The 17713-nt window shown below is 46.4% G+C and carries 17 protein-coding genes; 16 read left to right on the plus strand and 1 reads right to left on the minus strand.

The genetic code is table 11. The features are described from left to right. The first annotated feature begins 37 nt into the window (after positions 1-37). The 4 genes from ACH3Y6_RS06480 (at position 38) to ACH3Y6_RS06495 (ending at position 4920) form a co-directional block, all read left to right on the plus strand. Positions 38-466: a DUF4442 domain-containing protein gene (locus ACH3Y6_RS06480; RefSeq protein WP_490834783.1), complete on the plus strand. Its 429-nt coding sequence runs from the start codon at positions 38-40 to the stop codon at positions 464-466. Positions 467-538: 72 nt separating this feature from the next. Further along, the gene (locus tag ACH3Y6_RS06485) at positions 539-1939 is read left to right on the plus strand and encodes an MBL fold metallo-hydrolase (RefSeq protein WP_490834784.1); all 1401 of its coding nucleotides are present in this window, start codon (positions 539-541) and stop codon (positions 1937-1939) included. A gap of 36 nt (positions 1940-1975) precedes the next feature. Then, the gene (gene galK / locus ACH3Y6_RS06490) at positions 1976-3145 is read left to right on the plus strand and encodes a galactokinase (protein WP_490834785.1); all 1170 of its coding nucleotides are present in this window, start codon (positions 1976-1978) and stop codon (positions 3143-3145) included. After that, positions 3142-4920: a MutS-related protein gene (locus ACH3Y6_RS06495; protein WP_490834786.1), complete on the plus strand. Its 1779-nt coding sequence runs from the start codon at positions 3142-3144 to the stop codon at positions 4918-4920. The genes galK and ACH3Y6_RS06495 overlap by 4 nt, the downstream gene beginning before the upstream one ends. 3 nt (positions 4921-4923) lie before the next feature. Here the strand turns inward: ACH3Y6_RS06495 and ACH3Y6_RS06500 are convergent, their stop codons facing one another. Beyond that, positions 4924-7335, minus strand: a complete 2412-nt coding sequence (locus ACH3Y6_RS06500) for a hypothetical protein (RefSeq protein WP_490834787.1) — start codon at positions 7333-7335, stop codon at positions 4924-4926. A gap of 209 nt (positions 7336-7544) precedes the next feature. On the opposite strand from ACH3Y6_RS06500, the gene ACH3Y6_RS06505 reads away from it, so the two are divergent. The 12 genes from ACH3Y6_RS06505 to ACH3Y6_RS06560 all read left to right on the plus strand — a co-directional run bounded on the left by ACH3Y6_RS06505 (position 7545) and on the right by ACH3Y6_RS06560 (position 17710). After that, the gene (locus ACH3Y6_RS06505) at positions 7545-8234 is read left to right on the plus strand and encodes an SDR family NAD(P)-dependent oxidoreductase (protein WP_490834788.1); all 690 of its coding nucleotides are present in this window, start codon (positions 7545-7547) and stop codon (positions 8232-8234) included. An 11-nt stretch (positions 8235-8245) separates the two neighbouring features. Then, positions 8246-8695 (plus strand): DinB family protein, encoded by a 450-nt coding sequence (locus tag ACH3Y6_RS06510; protein ID WP_490834789.1) that lies wholly within the window; start codon positions 8246-8248, stop codon positions 8693-8695. Positions 8696-9120: 425 nt separating this feature from the next. Beyond that, complete coding sequence (locus ACH3Y6_RS06515) at positions 9121-9471, plus strand: NADH-quinone oxidoreductase subunit A (RefSeq protein WP_490834790.1); 351 nt, start codon at positions 9121-9123, stop codon at positions 9469-9471. Continuing rightward, the gene (locus ACH3Y6_RS06520) at positions 9462-10007 is read left to right on the plus strand and encodes an NADH-quinone oxidoreductase subunit B (protein WP_490834791.1); all 546 of its coding nucleotides are present in this window, start codon (positions 9462-9464) and stop codon (positions 10005-10007) included. The genes ACH3Y6_RS06515 and ACH3Y6_RS06520 overlap by 10 nt, the downstream gene beginning before the upstream one ends. A gap of 14 nt (positions 10008-10021) precedes the next feature. Continuing rightward, entirely contained in the window at positions 10022-10474 is a 453-nt protein-coding gene (locus ACH3Y6_RS06525; protein ID WP_490834792.1) for an NADH-quinone oxidoreductase subunit C, read from the plus strand. A gap of 5 nt (positions 10475-10479) precedes the next feature. Further along, positions 10480-11616: an NADH-quinone oxidoreductase subunit D gene (locus tag ACH3Y6_RS06530; protein WP_490834793.1), complete on the plus strand. Its 1137-nt coding sequence runs from the start codon at positions 10480-10482 to the stop codon at positions 11614-11616. A gap of 74 nt (positions 11617-11690) precedes the next feature. Continuing rightward, on the plus strand, positions 11691-12767 hold the full coding sequence (nuoH, locus tag ACH3Y6_RS06535; RefSeq protein WP_490834794.1) for an NADH-quinone oxidoreductase subunit NuoH: 1077 nt from the start codon (positions 11691-11693) through the stop codon (positions 12765-12767). 129 nt (positions 12768-12896) lie between these two features. Then, positions 12897-13373 carry a 4Fe-4S binding protein gene (locus ACH3Y6_RS06540; RefSeq protein ID WP_490834795.1) on the plus strand — a complete coding sequence of 159 codons (477 nt, stop codon included), beginning with the start codon at positions 12897-12899 and terminating at the stop codon, positions 13371-13373. After that, a complete protein-coding gene (locus ACH3Y6_RS06545) occupies positions 13373-13966 on the plus strand; it encodes an NADH-quinone oxidoreductase subunit J family protein (protein ID WP_490834796.1) in 594 nt (197 codons plus the stop codon). Before ACH3Y6_RS06540 ends, ACH3Y6_RS06545 begins: the two co-directional genes overlap by 1 nt. A 1-nt stretch (position 13967) precedes the next feature. Then, complete coding sequence (gene nuoK / locus ACH3Y6_RS06550; RefSeq protein WP_490834797.1) at positions 13968-14282, plus strand: NADH-quinone oxidoreductase subunit NuoK; 315 nt, start codon at positions 13968-13970, stop codon at positions 14280-14282. Positions 14283-14286: 4 nt separating this feature from the next. Then, on the plus strand, positions 14287-16218 hold the full coding sequence (gene nuoL / locus ACH3Y6_RS06555) for an NADH-quinone oxidoreductase subunit L (protein ID WP_490834798.1): 1932 nt from the start codon (positions 14287-14289) through the stop codon (positions 16216-16218). A gap of 7 nt (positions 16219-16225) precedes the next feature. Then, positions 16226-17710, plus strand: coding sequence for a complex I subunit 4 family protein (locus ACH3Y6_RS06560; protein ID WP_490834799.1), 1485 nt, complete (start codon positions 16226-16228; stop codon positions 17708-17710). The last annotated feature ends 3 nt before the right edge of the window (positions 17711-17713 follow it).

Here is a 17713-nt window from a genome sequence, read left to right on the forward strand (position 1 = left end):
AAAACAGATCACTCATCCGGTTAAGTTTCGGCTGTTCATGCTGAAGAAACTTCCTTCGGCTTATTTTGCCGGTCTTCGTATCAGATCTTTTAATGAAAAGGCTGCTGTCATCACTGTCCGCTATAATTGGTTTACCCAGAATCCTTTCCGTTCCATGTATTTTGCTGTGCAGGCTATGGCCGCAGAGATGAGTACGGGTTTACTGGCATCAGGTCAGGTTTACCAGAGAAACCCCGCCGTAAGTATGCTGGTGGTAGGATTGGAGGCGAAGTTTTTTAAGAAAGCAACCGGTCTGATTGCATTCACCTGCACCGATGGTGATGCCATTGAGAGGGAAGTGGAACACGCGATTGTGACCGGTGAGGGACGAACGATCACCTGCAGGTCAATAGGAACCAATGAGGCGGGCGAGCAGGTATCGGAATTCCTGGTTAGCTGGAGTTTTAAAGCAAAATCACATACGTAGGCACATATTTTTATCAATTGTAAATGCCGCAGGTAAGAATGGAGTTGTTCTTCCTTGCGGATAGGAGGGATTATGAAAATAGCATTTCATGGAGCAGCCAGAACAGTTACCGGTTCCAAACACCTGATCACACTTCAGAACGGAAAAAAATTATTGCTGGATTGCGGGCTTTTCCAGGGATTGGGGAAAGATACGGCATCCATGAATGAAGACTTTGGTTTTGATCCCGCTTCGGTGGATTACCTTATCCTGTCGCATGCACATATAGATCATTGCGGCCAGGTACCCCACGTGGTAAAACATGGCTACAAGGGCCCGATCTATGCAACACCCGCCACGAAGGAACTGGCGGGCATCTTACTGGAAGACTCGGCACAGATACAGCGGGATGATACCCGTTTCATCAATAAACGAAGAGCCAAACAAGGTCTGCCCCCTTATGAACCGATGTATGATCTCGAAGACGCAGCCAAAGCGTTCGAGCAGTTCAAAACGATCAATTATAACCTATGGACCCGCATTGATGAAAGTATTGAAGTGATGTTCACCGATGCAGGCCATATTATCGGAAGTGCGGCGGTTCATCTCCGGATCACAGAAAAAGGGGAGACCACCTGTATCAGCTTCAGTGGCGATGTGGGACGGTACAATGATGCCATCCTGCGATCGCCCGATATTTTTCCGCAGGCTGATTATATCATACTGGAAAGTACTTATGGCAATAAACTGCACGATGAAGTGCATGGCACTGTAGATACCCTGTACGATTGGGTGCATAAGACCTGTATTGAGAAAAAAGGGAAACTGATCATACCTGCATTCAGTGTAGGACGTACACAGGAGATCCTCTATGCACTGAACCAACTGGAAGTGGAGAATCGCCTGCCATCCGTACCCTATTATGTAGACAGCCCATTAAGCAGGGAGGCTACGGCAGTAGTGAAGAATTATCCGCAGTATTTCAATAAGCGCATCAAACGGATCATGCAGTCAGATAATGATCCCTTTGATTTCAAAGGGCTGAATTTTATCAAAACGGTAGATGAAAGCAAGAACCTCAATAACCTGCCACAACCCTGTGTCATCATCTCAGCCAGTGGAATGGCAGATGCGGGAAGGGTAAAACATCATATCATGAATAATGTACATGATGCAAAGAATACCATACTGATGGTAGGTTATTGCGAACCCCATTCGTTGGGTGGCCGGTTGATGGCGGGCGTCAAAGAAGTGAAGATCTTTGGAGAAATGTTTCCTGTAATTGCTGAAGTGGGACAGATGCGCAGCATGAGTGCTCATGGCGATTACGACGATCTTTGCCAGTTTCTTGCCTGCCAGGATCCCGCTCTTGTACGGACACTTTTCCTGGTGCATGGCGAGTATGAGGTACAGCAGGATTTTGCGCGAAGGCTGGTGCGCAAAGGCTTCAAAGATGTGGTGATTCCCGAAATGCATTATGAAACTTCTCTCTGATCGATGCCTGATTCAATTGTTCAAGTAAAAGCAAACATGGAAAACAATCTTCCCATTTCTTCCCGCATAAGGGAAATATACCAACAACGATTTGGAACACCTGCCTGTATTGTTCGATCACCGGGCAGGATCAACCTGATAGGTGAGCATACCGATTATAATATGGGTTTTGTATTACCCGCGGCCATTGATAAAGCCATCTATGTGTCGATCGGGAAAAGGGACGATGGTCGCATACATCTCTATGCCGCAGATCTTGACAGTACGTACGAAGGATTACTCTCAGACGTACGTATTTCCGGGCAACACTGGCCCGATTATATTCTTGGCGTGGTACAGCAGTTGCAGAAAGCAGGCCATAAGCTGGCTGGTTTCTCTGCTGCGATCCTGGGAGATGTTCCTTTGGGTGCAGGGCTTTCCTCCTCTGCTGCTTTGGAGTGTGCCACAGTGTTTGCACTGAATGAACTTTTCCAGTTAGGATTGTCAAAACGGAATATGGTGCAACTGGCACAAAAGGCAGAAAATGAATTTGTGGGACTGCAGTGCGGTATCATGGATCCCTTTGCCAGTGTGTTTGGCCAAAAAGGTCAGGTGATTCGCCTCGACTGCCGTTCGCTGGAATATGCCTACATGCCATTCTCAACCGAAACGTACAAGATCGTTCTGTTCGATACCGGGGTAAAACATTCACTGGCTTCGTCTGAATACAACCTGCGCAGGCAGGAATGTGAAGAGGGGATACGGATCATACAAAAAGTCTATCCGCAGGTACTTTCATTAAGGGATGCAACTATCTCTATGGTAAACGAATGTTTACAGGCGGGAGATCCGGTGGTATACAAGCGCTGTAAATATGTAGTAGAGGAGATATCGCGTTTACAGGAAGCCTGTGATGACCTGGTGAATAATGATCTTGCTGCATTCGGCAAAAAAATGTTCGCTACGCATGATGGTCTGAGCCATCTGTATGAAGTAAGCTGCCCTGAGGCTGATGCACTGGTAGATATGGTACGAAACCGGCCTGAGGTACCGGGCGCACGTATGATGGGTGGTGGTTTCGGTGGATGCACCATCAATATCGTACAACAGGATGCGATACCTGGATTGGTGGCGACCGTAGAAAAAGACTACAGGGAAAAGTTCGGCAAGGAACTGAAAACCTATATCGTCAATATTGATGAGGGAACTACACTGGTAAACATATGAATGAAGCAGTTTTGAGTGTATACCAGCAAAGAGCCCATGAATTTCGTTCACAGAAAGAGTCATTAGGCCGCCGGCTGTTGTTGAATAGTCTGTTGCGTTTGGTGTTTTTTATCCTGTTTGGCTGGTTCCTGTATGCCGCATTCCGCGAACGATTCTCGGGTAATGCATTGCTGTATTCTATAGGAGGTTTCATTGTGTTCCTGTATTGGGTTTCGCGGGCCGGGATCCTGAAACAGAAGATCGCTTTTGTGGAGAAACTGATCCTGATCAATGAAAATGAGATCGCCGTACTGAAAGGAGGGGTTTCCTGTTTTGAAGATGGTGGAACCTCACAGTCAGGACCAGGATTCGCGACAGATCTGAATGTGTTGGGTAAACATTCCCTGTATCATCAACTGAACAGAACCGGCAGTATCTCTGGTAAAAAACAACTGGCCAAAGCCATTACGGATCCCCTGATGGCTCCACAACAGATCATCGACTACCAGGCTTGTATAAAAGAATTATCCGGCAAGACCGCATTCAGACAAAACCTGCAGGCACATACTTTGTTATTGAAAGAAGAAGTCAGCCTGTCGCAAATGATCACCGGTTTGCCGGATGGAGCGGGCTCAGGTCTGGAAAAATCTCCCTGGAAACAATTGGCCTGGATATGGCCAATTACCGGCGTGTTGATCATTAGTTACGCGGTTTGGATCCATACCTATTCTTATATATTGATTTTTACTTTACTGGGTTTGCTGGTTTTGTCTCCGGCACTCAGGCAGGTATCTCAATTGTACCATCATATTTCCAGGAAGGGTTATCTTTTTACACAGTATGCCGCTTGTTTTCAGTTGATCTGTGAGGAAAAGGTTCAGCATCCAGTCCTGCAAGAGAAACAGGAACGGATTGCAGAAGCCGCTGAAGCATTCCGGAAATTATCGCGCCTGATGGGTGTATTTGATCTCCGGGTAAGTCTGCTCAGTTTTTTTGTAAACGGATTGTTCTTATCTGATCTGCTCTGCGCCAGGGCTTACCTGCAATGGAACCGAAAATACCAGCCATTGTTTGACAAATGGTTTGATACCCTGGGTGAGATAGAAATGCTGAATTCGCTGGCCTGCTTTTACCAGAATCATCCCGGTTTTATTTTTCCTGAGGTAGCTGTGGGTGCTCCTGTGATCAATGCTACCGGCCTGGGTCATCCATTGATGGATGAACGAAAAGCGGTAACGAATGATTTTTCCATCGGAACAGTTGCCAGATTACATCTGGTTACCGGCTCCAATATGTCCGGGAAAAGCACTTTCCTGCGATCTGTTGGGTTGAATATGCTGCTGGCACAGATGGGGGCACCTGTATTCGCAGAGAAGTTTATGTTTAGCCCGGTCAGGTTACTCACTTCCTTTCATCATATTGATTCACTGGAAGAAAGCACGTCATACTTCTATGCCGAATTAAAATGCCTGCAATCTATCATGCATGCATTGGAGGGACAGACGCCTGCATTGGTATTGCTGGATGAAGTGATGCGGGGTACCAATTCGGTGGATAAACACGATGGAACCGCTTTGCTTATAAAGAAACTGTTACAGAAAAACTGTTTGACTCTGATCGCTACACATGATACGGAGCTGGGTATACTGTCAGCGCAATATCCCGGACAGGTGGAGAATTATTGTTTTGAAAGCGAGGTCACAGAAACAGGCTTACACTTTGATTTTACCAGGAAAGCGGGGGTAGCCCAAAGCAGGAATGCTACCTACCTGATGAAACAGATGGGCATCGTTTAAACATTACTCGATCAGTTTCACCACTCTTGTCATCTTGCCATCTGTATTGACTCCTTCCAGAACCAGCAGGAATTTTTTGGTGACATCATTGTTATAAAACTGGATACGCACCCTTGGATTCTTTTTATTGGTGATCAGGTAAGGATTCCAGTAAATCGTGGTTCGGTTGTCGGTCTCAAAATTGTCGCTGGCTTTCTCGTAAGAAGGGTTAAAGAATTCCTTGAAACGGGAATAACCGCCCAGGATGGTATTCTCAAGTCCTTTGCTGTTGGGATTGTTTCCCCTGGTATCAGCGCCTTTTCTGGTGTAAATCGCAATTGCACCACCACTGCCTCCACCGATAGCACCAAAGAATGGGGGACGGAAAACCTTTACCATGGCAATATCCCTGACGTTTATTGTCTGCACCATATCAATGCTTGCAGGAGATTCGTTCAGGAATAAGTTTGGAACTGCACCCCGCCAGCTGATGCTTGCATTGGAGCCGGCACCGCTAATCATTAAACCGGCCACTTTCCCCTGCAGGTAAGACAATACATCAATGGCACCATTGGCAGCAGGGTCATCTGTCATGTCAAAAGAATAGGCATCGCCGCCAGTGAACATGCCTCTTGTGTATTTTTCGTCGAGCTGCTGTTCTTTGCTTTTGGCCCTGGCTTTCACAATTACTTCCTGTAATGTAGTAGATGCCATCCGCTTCTTTAATAGTTCCTGCTCGTTCAGGAAATAGTTCATTTTTGCTTTAGCAATGCTGTCGCTATACCGTAATGGCCGGTAGGTATCTGTAAACTGTATCTTCTTGGGAGTCTGTCGTAAAAGGCCATTCTCGAATTTCACTTGTGTCAGGTCTGTCAGTTTATCATTGCCGTTGAAGCTGTAAAAGATGCGAACAGTATCATAGAAGAAGGCAGTTTTCTGTTCAAAATTACCTTCTTTATCTACCGGCAGGAACGCGAAATTCCGACTGCTGTCTTTACCGGCGATGATCAGGTTCAGCAATAGTGGTTTGCTGCTGAGAATACTTCTGTCTGCGAATACTTTACCGGTGATCTTCATAAAATCTGTTTCAGCCGGGTATTGCAGGGCCGGGGTAACACCTGCTTTGATCTTATCCCAGTCAAATCTTCGCCAGCCATTGGTAAGCATTACCAGGTCGAGATTGGCAGTTACCGTATCTGCATCACTGTTGAGGTAATAACCCGGGTTGTGGATCTTTCCTTTGATCTCGCTGCTCAGCAGGATATCTGAAAAAATGGTTCTTGTATCGGGCTCGCCAATGCTGGCATCAGTGATGGAGACAGACATATTGGTGGTAGCCGTATCCGATACTGATATTTCATATACATTCTTTCCTCTTTTATCGAGGCTTACCAGCGCTGTGTTCAGTTTGGTGTTGAACTCGTGCAGGCGGTTGTTCACAAAAATGATCCTTTCGGCTATGGGTAACCAGTCTGATGTAAAGAGAGTGAATTGCAGGATGCCTGTTGGTAATTCATCGATCGGCACTTCTGCATTCAGCAACAGTTTTTCTGAAGCATTCAGGCTGACCTTATAATACAAAACCTGGTTCATGTGTACCAGTAGATTCATCTTCCTGAAATTATCCGGAACATTCTGTGTACGTTCTATCTGTACCAGGGCTTTTTCATTGGTGGTTTTGATGCTGATACGGGCTCCCTGTGTTTTGGTGACAGCGATGGGGGTTGTGCCTGTCTTCCCGTTTTCATCTGTCCAATTCAGCTTATAACCCTCCTGCGGATTGGGCAATAACCAGAAACTGCCCATACCATCGTGTTTGGTTCTCAACGTGTCCAGTATCCTGTTCTTATCATTTACCAGGAATCCTTTTATGAATACCGGCGAGCCAAACTGGTTGGTGGCTTTGAAAGCGATCCGGGTGGTGAGCCCACTCACGAGTGTACCTCCTTCGGGGAAGGTCTCTACCCTTGTTTTAAAAACAACGGGTTGTTTTTTTTGGGCATTGATGGTTCCGGTATTGATAGTGATATCTTTCTCATAACGGAAGGCGGGGTCATCATTCAGCATCCAGCGGGTGAAGGCTTTTACATGAATGAAATTACCGATATAATCAGAGGGAAGTTCAAAAGATCCTTTTGCAGTAGATTGGTATAAAGGCGCTACTGTCTGTTTAAGCATTTTCCCGGTGGTGTCGTACCATTCCAGGTATACATTCTTACTCAGCCCGCTTAGCTCCGTACCACTTAACAGGTATACTTTATAGAAAATGGTCTCCTCCTTATTATAGATGCTCTTGTCAAAGTGTATATGTATTTTTTCGGTTGGATACTGCTCAGCGTATATAGCCATCATTGAGTCTACCTGCTGCGCCTGGATTTTTTGTGCCAGCAGAAAAGAAAAAGTCATTACGAGTAAAGCTGAAGAAAGTAGTTTCATCCGGGTAGAATTGTCTTGCAAAATAAATTCAATGTACAAAGAACCGTTTTATTTTTTGATACCGGATCGCTTTTATTAACAAGGTAATGCCGTTAACTTGCTATTAACAAGTAAGTTGTGTGTTGTTTGCTATCTCTCGCCCGTACCTGGATGAATGGAGTTGCTAAAAAAAACAGTAAATTACTTGTTACTTCACCATTTGAATATTCATGAAAACTGTCATCATTACAGGGGCCAACGGCAATCTTGGTACAGCTGTTACCAGGCATTTTATTAGTAAGGGTTATCGGTTGGTGGCCACTGTAATCCATGAAAGTCAGAAAGCGGATATGCCATCTGATCCGCGACTGGATGTTCAGGTTGTGGATCTTACTGATGAGCAGGGATCTGAGGTTTTTATTGATCGTTCAATTAAACAATATGGTACAATTGATGCGGCACTGATGCTTGTAGGAGGTTTTGCCATGGGAACGATTGCTACCACTTCCACTGCCGCTATCGATCAGCAGGTATCCCTGAATTTTAAAACCGCCTATCAGGTAGCCAGGCCGCTGTTTAAACATATGCTGGAAAAGGGTAGTGGCCGCCTGGTATTTATCGGAGCCAGACCCGCACTGGAAGCAGCCTCCGGTAAAAACCTGTTGGCTTATGGACTCAGCAAATCTCTCCTGTTCAAACTGGCAGAATACCTGAACGAGGAAGCAAAGGGCAGGAATATTACCGCAACGGTGGTAGCCCCATCCACCCTCGATACCCCGATAAACAGGCTGTCAATGCCCGATGTAGATCCGGCCACCTGGGTAAAACCGGAAGCGTTGGCTGGTATACTGGAATTCATTGTTTCGGAAGCCGGTGCCCCTTTGCGAGAGTCGATTTATAAAGTATATAATAACGCATAACCGTATAAACCATGTTAACCGAAAACCTTGCTATACTATTTGAACGGGATATTCTGAAGCTGAAAGCCGAGATCAGTTTGTATACAGATGAAGCATTGTTATGGGTAACCTTACCCGGTACCAGTAATTCGGGTGGAAATTTGTGCCTGCACCTGTTAGGTAATCTGCAGCATTATATAGGCGCTGTGTTGGGAGCCGGTCATTATAAACGTAACCGGCCGGAAGAATTCAGCAGCAAAAATATTCCACTGGCTGATATACGGCAGCAGCTGGATCAGGTGGCAGTACTTATTCCAAAGACCCTGCGTTCTTTATCGGCCGAAACACTGGAAGCGGAATATCCTGAAAAAGTATTTGACTACCCCATGACCACTCAATATTTTATGATACATCTGCTGGCACATCTTGATTATCACCTGGGACAGATCAACTATCATCGGCGACTGGTGGGAAATCATTGATAGCATAAAAGTTACCCTGTCAGGAAGGAGTATGCCTATGTCGCCCATATTCTGTAATCGCCTTTACAGGCTAAATAATAGGCATCCTTTTTGCACTATATTTTTTGGACAAATTTGTACAGCAGGAAAATGTATTCTCGGTAGCATGCATCTTTTAGTCCTCATAGATCACTGGCAGAGCCTTGGATTTTACCAGGAAAATGATAGTTGCAAAGGAGCCAGCCGCCTAGCAAAAAATGTGAATGGAAACAAAAAAAATGCATAAAACTGATTTATGTCATTTGTTGATATTCTTAGATTTCCGATGATTTTTGACTATTTCAGCTTTTTTTAAAATTAGCTGTGCAATTCTTTGTACACTTAATTTTTTTCATGTGAAATTCCGTAATTTGGATGTGGGTATAAAATTGTAACCCGTTCAAAATATGGGAGCCATTTCATTGATTGCATTGGGTCTGGCAGCCATCCTCTTTTCGGCAGGCGGGATCCTGGTTGGAAAAATACTTTTGAAGAAAAGCCGCAACTCCCAGAAAGGCCAACCTTACGAATGCGGTATCCCTACCGATACATCTCCCTGGCACCAGTTTCATGTGGGCTACTACCTGTTTGCCCTGCTCTTCCTCATTTTCGATGTAGAGCTGGTCTTTATGTATCCCTGGGCTGTGGTGGTTAAGAAAGTGGGACTGCTGGCGCTGGCAGAGATATTTATATTCATATTTATACTGTTCATGGGCTTTTTATATGCACATAAAAAAGGAGCATTGAAATGGAGTTAACCGAAGCCAAACAGGCACAATCAGATTTTCCGGGTGAGATACACCCAACAGCAGGAGGCGGTATTATTGTGAGCAGCTTTGATGGCTTGATCAACTGGGCGCGCTCCAACTCTTTGTGGCCTCTCACTTTCGCAACCAGCTGCTGTGGCATTGAGATGATGTCTACCGCATCAGCCAAATACGATTTTTCCAGATTTGGTTTTGAAGTGACCCGTGCTACGCCACGTCAGGCGGATGTGATCATTATTGCCGGTACCATCGTGAATAAAATGGGGCCTGTTTTAAAACGCCTGTACGACCAAATGGCCGATCCCAAATATGTGATTGCCATGGGAGCCTGTGCTATCAGCGGTGGGCCATTCTTTTACAATACCTATTCTGTGGTAAAAGGAGCGGACCATATCATTCCGGTAGATGTATACATACCGGGCTGTCCCCCCAGGCCGGAAGCGCTATTGCATGCATTGATCACCCTCCAGGAAAAGATCAAAAGTGGCTTAACCCGCGAACAGATCCGTGAAGGATCCAAAGTTTAGCATAAAGTAATTGTATGACGAACGAAGAACTTAAAGAACAGATCCTTTCTCTCGAACCCACCGCCACTTTTGATGAAACAGGTGAATGGCTGAATGTACAGGTAGCGCCTGCCCAATGGAAAGAACTGGCCAGGGGACTGCGGAACTCGGCCATGCATTTTGATTATTTGTTTTGCCTGACTTGTGTTGACTGGAAAACGCATATGACCATGGTGTACCATCTTTCCTCCACTTCCCACAGGCATAATATTGTTGTAAAAGCAAAAGTTGACAGGAGTCAACCTGAGATCGAGACCGTATGTGATATCTGGCGCACGGCAGAATTCCATGAAAGGGAAGTGTTTGAATTGTTCGGTGTCGTGTTCCTGAACCATCCCGATCTCCGCAGGCTGATTTTGACCGATGATTTTGAGGGATTCCCTTTGCGAAAAGATTTTGAGGACCCTATTAATATGATAAAACTGTAGCGGGCATGTATACGCAAACTGAGGTGATAAAAGATACTACTGCAAGCGGTTCTGAAGGCGAACTGGTGATCAATATGGGACCACAGCACCCGGCAACACATGGTGTGCTGCACCTGGTCATCACTTTGAACGGTGAAACCATCAAAAAAATCGAACCCCATCTGGGTTATATCCACCGCTCTATCGAGAAGATGACAGAGAGCCTGACCTACCGGCAGTTTACTTATGTAACCAGCAGGATGGATTACCTGTCGGCTCATATCAACAACCTGGCCTGCGCCATGACGGTTGAAAAAGCCATGCAGATAGAAGTTCCTGAACGTGCCCAGGTGATTCGGGTATTGATGAACGAGCTGACCCGTATCGCTTCCCACGAATTGTGGATCGGTGCAATGGCAATGGACCTGGGTGCATTCACTCCCTTCTTCTACGCTTTCCGTGAAAGAGAGATGATCACCGAGATCATGGAAGACTCCTGTGGAGCCAGGTTGACCATGAATTATATGGTGCCCGGTGGGGTAATGTATGATATCCATCCGGATTTCCAGAAAAAAGTAAAAGCATTTGTACAACAGTTCAAGGATAAGGTAACGGAATATGAAGACCTGGTTACCAATAATGTGATTTTTCAAAGCCGTACAAAGGGTGTGGGTTACCTGTCCAAAGAAGATGCAATCTCTTACGGTTGCAGTGGACCTGTGGCAAGGGCCAGCGGGGTTAGCTGCGATATCCGTAAGATCTATCCTTATGAAGTATATGGTAAAGTGGACTTTGATGAAGTGCTGGATACCGCGGGCGATTCCTTTGCCCGTTATATCGTTCGCGTAAAAGAAATGAACCAGTCTATCCGTATCATCGAACAGCTGATCGATACTATTCCGGAAGGCGATTTCCAGGCCAAAACAAAAGCGGTTCTGAAACCACCGAAAGGAGAGTTCTATACAAGGGTGGAAACGGCCCGTGGAGAACTGGGTGTATACCTGGTCAGCGAAGGCGGAACCACACCGTATCGTATCAAATACCGTTCACCGGGATTCTCTAACCTGTCCGCATTAGAGCATATGGCCCGCGGCAGTAAGATCGGTGACCTGATGGCGACTATGGGTACGCTGGATCTGGTGATTCCGGATATTGACAGATAAAGACAATTGTGAATGGCAGATGGGCGATGCTGCATCTGCCGTGAGCGATCATAAACGAAAGTAATACATAAACAATGTTCAGTTTAGAAGGCATAACAAAAACCATACAGGACTGGTTATTCAGCAGCTTCAGTCCTACGGTTGCATTGCTCATTGAATGTGCGATCATCATACTGCTGGCGATTGCTTTGTTTGCTGTGCTCGGCCTGGTGCTGGTATTGATGGAAAGAAAAGTAGCGGCGCATATCCAAATCAGGCTGGGACCTAACCGGGTAGGACCCGGAGGTATGTTCCAGACAGTGGCCGATACGGTGAAATTGATCATGAAAGAGGGATTGACGCCGGATATGGCCGATAAGTTCCTGTTTAACCTGGCGCCATTTATTGTGATGATCGTGGCTATGCTGCTGCTGGCCCCCATCGCTTTTGCAAAGAATTTCCAGATATGGGACATCAATATCGGTGTGCTCTATGTATCTGCGGTATCCTCCCTTTCCGTGATCGGTATCCTGATGGCTGGATGGGCCAGTAATAATAAGTATTCGCTTCTGGGTGCGATGCGCAGTGGTGCGCAGATCGTGAGTTATGAACTTTCAGCGGGCCTTGCCATATTATCGGTGGTAGTATTGACCGGAAGCCTGCAGATATCCGATATCATCGAATCTCAGAAAGATGGCTGGTGGTTGTTCAAGGGGCATATCCCGGTGATCATTGCGTTCGTGATTTTCCTGATCGCAGTTACGGCAGAGACCAACCGAGCACCTTTTGACCTGGCAGAAGCCGAATCAGAATTGACGGCAGGTTTCCATACCGAATATTCGGGTATGCGCTTCGCGTTCTTTTTCCTGGCCGAGTATATCAATATTTTCATTGTGTGTTCGATAGGAGCTACACTTTTCCTGGGCGGCTGGATGCCTTTGCATATCGGCAACTGGGAATCGTTCAATCACCTGATGGATTATATTCCTTCATCGGTCTGGTTCATGGGTAAGACCTTCTTCCTCATTTTCCTGATCATGTGGTTCCGCTGGACCTTCCCGCGTTTGCGTGTAGACCAGCTGCTGAACCTGGAATGGAAATACCTGTTACCAATCAGTTTGTTCAATATCCTGCTGGTAACGTTGATAGCGATCATGGGGTGGCATTTTTAGGGAGGTTCAGAGGTTTATTATTCAATAACCTCTCTGTATCAAAACCTGTTTTGCAGTCCGGTAATCAGGGAAACCGATCATCCGGACAGGAGCAGGGTTGGAATACAGAGGAAACATAAAAACAGCATCATGTTTTTGAAAGAGTACATAAAGGATGTTTACAAGGGTGTAACCTCTTTGCTGAAGGGAATGCGGAAGACCGGTTATTATTTCTTTCATACCAAAGAGATCATCACCGAACAATACCCCGATAATCGCGCCACTTTGAAATTGGCCGAACGTTTCCGTGGAGAGGTAGTGATGTTGCATGATGAGAACAACGAACATGCCTGCACCGGCTGTACGGCCTGTGAACTGGCTTGTCCTAACGGCACCATCAAGGTCATCACCAAGTTCGATATCACGCCGGAAGGCAAAAAGAAAAAAGCCGTTGATACATTTATCTATCACCTCGAGCTCTGTACCATGTGTAATTTATGTGTGGAAGCCTGTCCCACAGGCGCCATCAGTATGGCGCAGAATTTTGAGCATAGTGTATATGACAGAAACAAACTTACCAAACGATTAAATAAACCAGGTTCAAAAGTCAGGGAGGGCGTTGAATAATGGAAGCTGCTGCAATTATATTCTATCTGATATCAGCCTTTATCCTGGGTACCGGGATCCTGGCTGTAACCACACGTAAGATATTCCGTTCTGCCATCTGGCTGTTGTTTTCGCTGGTCGGCATTGCCGCCATGTATTTCTGGCTACAGGTCGAGTTCATCGCGGCTGTGCAGATCATTGTATATGTCGGTGGCATCGTGGTATTGATCATTTTCTCCATCTTCCTGACACAACAGTCCGGTAAAGAGATGGCCAAACCGGTAGCCCGTCGGGCTTTGTTTGGAGCCCTTGCTGTTGTATTTGGCCTGGCACTGATCTACAGTATCATTGCACAGTATGGTTTTGCAGAGCAGGCTACACGGCCATTCGGGGTTACGGTAGATGCCATCGGTACGCAAATGCTCAGTACCACCGACCATGGTTTCATCCTGCCGTTCGAAGTAGTGAGCATGTTATTACTGGCATCGATGATTGGTTGTATCGTGATTGCAATGAAGAACCGGAATATCGGCCCGGAACTGCAGGAGCCTGCAGGAGCAAAGCTGATGATTCATGCCGATTTTACCTCAAACCAAACAGACAAGGAGGCCTGATATGAATAGCATACCCTTAACACATATCTTATTTGTCAGCACTGCCCTTTTCTGTATCGGCATGTATGGTTTGTTCACCAGGAGGAACATGATCACCATGTTGATGTCGATTGAACTGATGCTGAATAGCGTGAACATCAATTTTGTGGCTTTCAACAAATATCTGTGGCCGGAGAAACTGGACGGTATTTTTTTTACACTGTTCATTATCACGATCGCTGCTGCGGAAGCTGCCATCGCGATTGCGATCATCATTAATCTGTATAGAAGTCATAATTCAATAGATGTGGAAGATGCCACGGAACTGAAATATTAAAAAGATGTCAAACTATTCCTACATCGTATGGATCCCGTTGTTGCCGCTGCTGACTTTTCTGCTGCTGGGACTGTTCGGGCGCAGATACGTTAAAAATTTTTCCGGTATCCTGGGCTCTGGTTCCCTGCTGGTGTCAACTGTATTATCACTGCTGGCTGCCAGGCAGTATTTCCTGCAAGATGGCCAGCTCAATGGTGTTTACCAGAAGATCATCGCATTCAAATTCACCTGGCTGGAATTTTCGCCCAATGTATCCATTGATATCAGTGCGATCATCGATCCCATTTCGGTGATGATGCTGGTAGTGGTCACTTTTGTTTCACTGATGGTGCATGTTTTCAGTCTGGGGTATATGAAGGGAGAGGAGCGCTTCGCTACTTATTATGCCTATCTCGGCCTTTTCACTTTCTCCATGCTGGGCCTGGTATTATCCGGCAATCTCTTCCAGATTTATATGTTCTGGGAACTGGTAGGCGTGTCTTCTTACTTGCTGATCGGATATTATTATCATAAACCATCTGCTGTTGCAGCATCTAAAAAAGCGTTTATCGTGACCCGTTTTGCCGACTTGGGTTTCCTGATTGGTATACTGGTACTGGCTTTCTACGGGCAAACCCTGGACATCACTACCCTGATTGAAAGACTGACTTCTGCACAGTCAGCGGAATTTGCCGGAATCACCACTGCAGGTTTTCTGGGTGTGTCGATGCTCACCTGGGGATTGTCACTGGTGTTTATCGGAGGTGCCGGTAAATCGGCTATGTTCCCGCTGCATATCTGGCTACCCGATGCAATGGAAGGTCCTACACCTGTTTCTGCCTTGATCCACGCGGCTACCATGGTGGTAGCTGGTGTATACCTGGTGGCAAGATTGTTCCCGATCTTCTCGGTGGATGGGGTTTCGCTGCAACTGGTAACGTATGTAGGTGCTTTTTCTGCTTTGCTGGCGGCTATCATTGCCTGTACGCAAACCGATATCAAACGGGTACTGGCCTATTCAACCATGTCGCAGATCGGTTATATGATGTTTGCGCTGGGCGTTTCCAAACAGGGGGGTGAATCGGGCCTGGGTTATATGGCTTCTATGTTCCACCTGTTCACGCATGCTTTCTTCAAATCATTATTGTTCCTTGGTGCAGGCGCTGTAATCCACCTGGTGCACAGCAACGATATGAAAGATATGGGTGGTTTACGCAAACTGATGCCGGTTACGCATATCGCTTTCCTGGTGGGATGCCTGGCCATTGCGGGTGTTCCGCCTTTTGCCGGTTTCTTCAGTAAGGAAGAGATCCTGTTGGCCGCATTCCATGCCAATAAGCTCATTTTTGGAGTAGCCCTCTTCACAGCAGCACTTACTTCATTCTATATGTTCCGCCTCTACTTCTCCATTTTCTGGAACAAGGAAGCTGCCCATCACCCGCATGATCATGGGGAAGGTACTTTTTCGATGAAGTTCCCACTGGTGATACTGGCAATCTGTGCAGTAGTGGTTGGTTTTGTACCCTTCGCCCATTTTGTTACATCTGATGGTGTTGCGCTGGAAACGCATATGGACCTTGGGTTTTCTGTGGTCCCGGTTGCCTTATCCTTACTGGCTATCCTGCTGGCATCGGTGATGTACCGGGTGGCGAATGATAAACCTGCGAAAGTGGCCAGTACCATGGGCGGACTGTACAAAGCGGCCAGCCGTAAATTCTATATGGATGAGCTGTATCTGTTCATCACCAAAAAAATTATATTCCCGCTGGTTGGTCAGCCGATTGCGTGGATCGATAAAAATATTGTTGACGGATTGATGAACTGGCTGGCATCAGTTACGGCCAGGATCTCTGAACTGATCAAGGGATTACAGTCCGGTAAGGTGCAGAACTACGCTTTATACTTTTTTGGAGGTGTAGCGGCACTGGCGGTACTATTTATTTATATCTGGAAATAGATCTATTATGAACCTGTCATTACTCATATTACTTCCACTGGTTACAGCCCTGGTGATCCTTTTCTGCAACGGATTGAAGCAGGTTCGTGTGGCAGCGCTGGTGGGCTCTGTGGCACAGCTGGCCGTATCGGTGCGCCTGTTGTTATTGTACCAGGCTGAAAGGGCTGCGGGCAATCATTCCCCGATGTTGTTCGAAAGCAAACAGGAATGGTTCTCCAACCTGCATATCAATTATCATATTGGAGTAGATGGGATCTCCATCGCCATGATCCTGTTAACAGCTTCGGTGGTGGTGGCGGGCATCCTGGTTTCCTGGACCATGGATAAGCTCAGTAAGGAGTTCTTCTTCCTGCTCATTCTGTTGAGCATGGGTGCTTATGGATTCTTTATCTCGCTTGATTTGTTCACTTTGTTCTTCTTTCTCGAAGTGGCCGTGATCCCCAAATTCCTGCTCATTGGTATCTGGGGCAGCGGTAAAAAAGAATACAGTGCCATGAAACTGGCATTGATGCTGATGGGCGGTTCTGCCCTGGTATTCGTAGGGTTGATGGGCGTATATTACCAGACCGGTTCCTTCGACCTGATGCAGATCGCCAATACACCGATCCCGCTGGACGTGCAGAAATTCTTCTTTCCTTTTGCCTTTCTGGGTTTCGGCATATTTGCGGCCTTGTTCCCGTTCCATACCTGGGTGCCTGATGGACACGCTTCTGCGCCTACAGCTGCATCTATGTTCCTGGCCGGAATCTCTATGAAACTGGGCGGTTATGGTTGTTTGCGGGTAGCTACTTACCTGATGCCCGATGCGGCACATGCCTACTCCTGGATCATCGTCCTGCTGGCTACCATCGCCATTATTTATGGTGCGTTCGCTACCATGATGCAAACGGACCTCAAATACATCAACGCTTATTCATCAGTGAGTCACTGCGGATTTGTGATACTGGGTATCGGGATGCTGACCCGCACATCAATCAATGGGGCAGTACTGCAAATGGTATCGCATGGTCTGATGACAGCTCTTTTCTTTGCCGCTATCGGAATGATCTATAGCCGAACACATACCCGGATGGTGGAGCAATTGGGTGGACTATTAAAAGTGATGCCATTCATTTCCACAGTGTTTGTGATTGCGGGTCTTTGTTCATTGGGTCTTCCAGGGTTCAGTGGTTTTGTGGCAGAGATGACCGTATTCATGGGATCCTGGCAAAACCCGGATGGCTGGTATCGGTTTGCAACAATCCTTGCCTGTGCGTCGATTGTGGTGACGGCCGTGTATATCCTTCGCGCTGCCGGTAAAACCGTGATGGGACCCATGGATGATCATTATGCAACACTCACCGATGCCACCTGGAACGAAAAGCTGGCGGCAGCCATACTCATTGTTGGTATTGTACTGATCGGTGTGGCCCCCTTTCTCATCAACCAACTCATTATGCCCGGAACCGATACCATCATGATGCAGGTAGGAAAAGCGATTACCCAAAAATGATAC

The organism is Sediminibacterium sp. FW305-C-269, assembly GCF_058231045.1.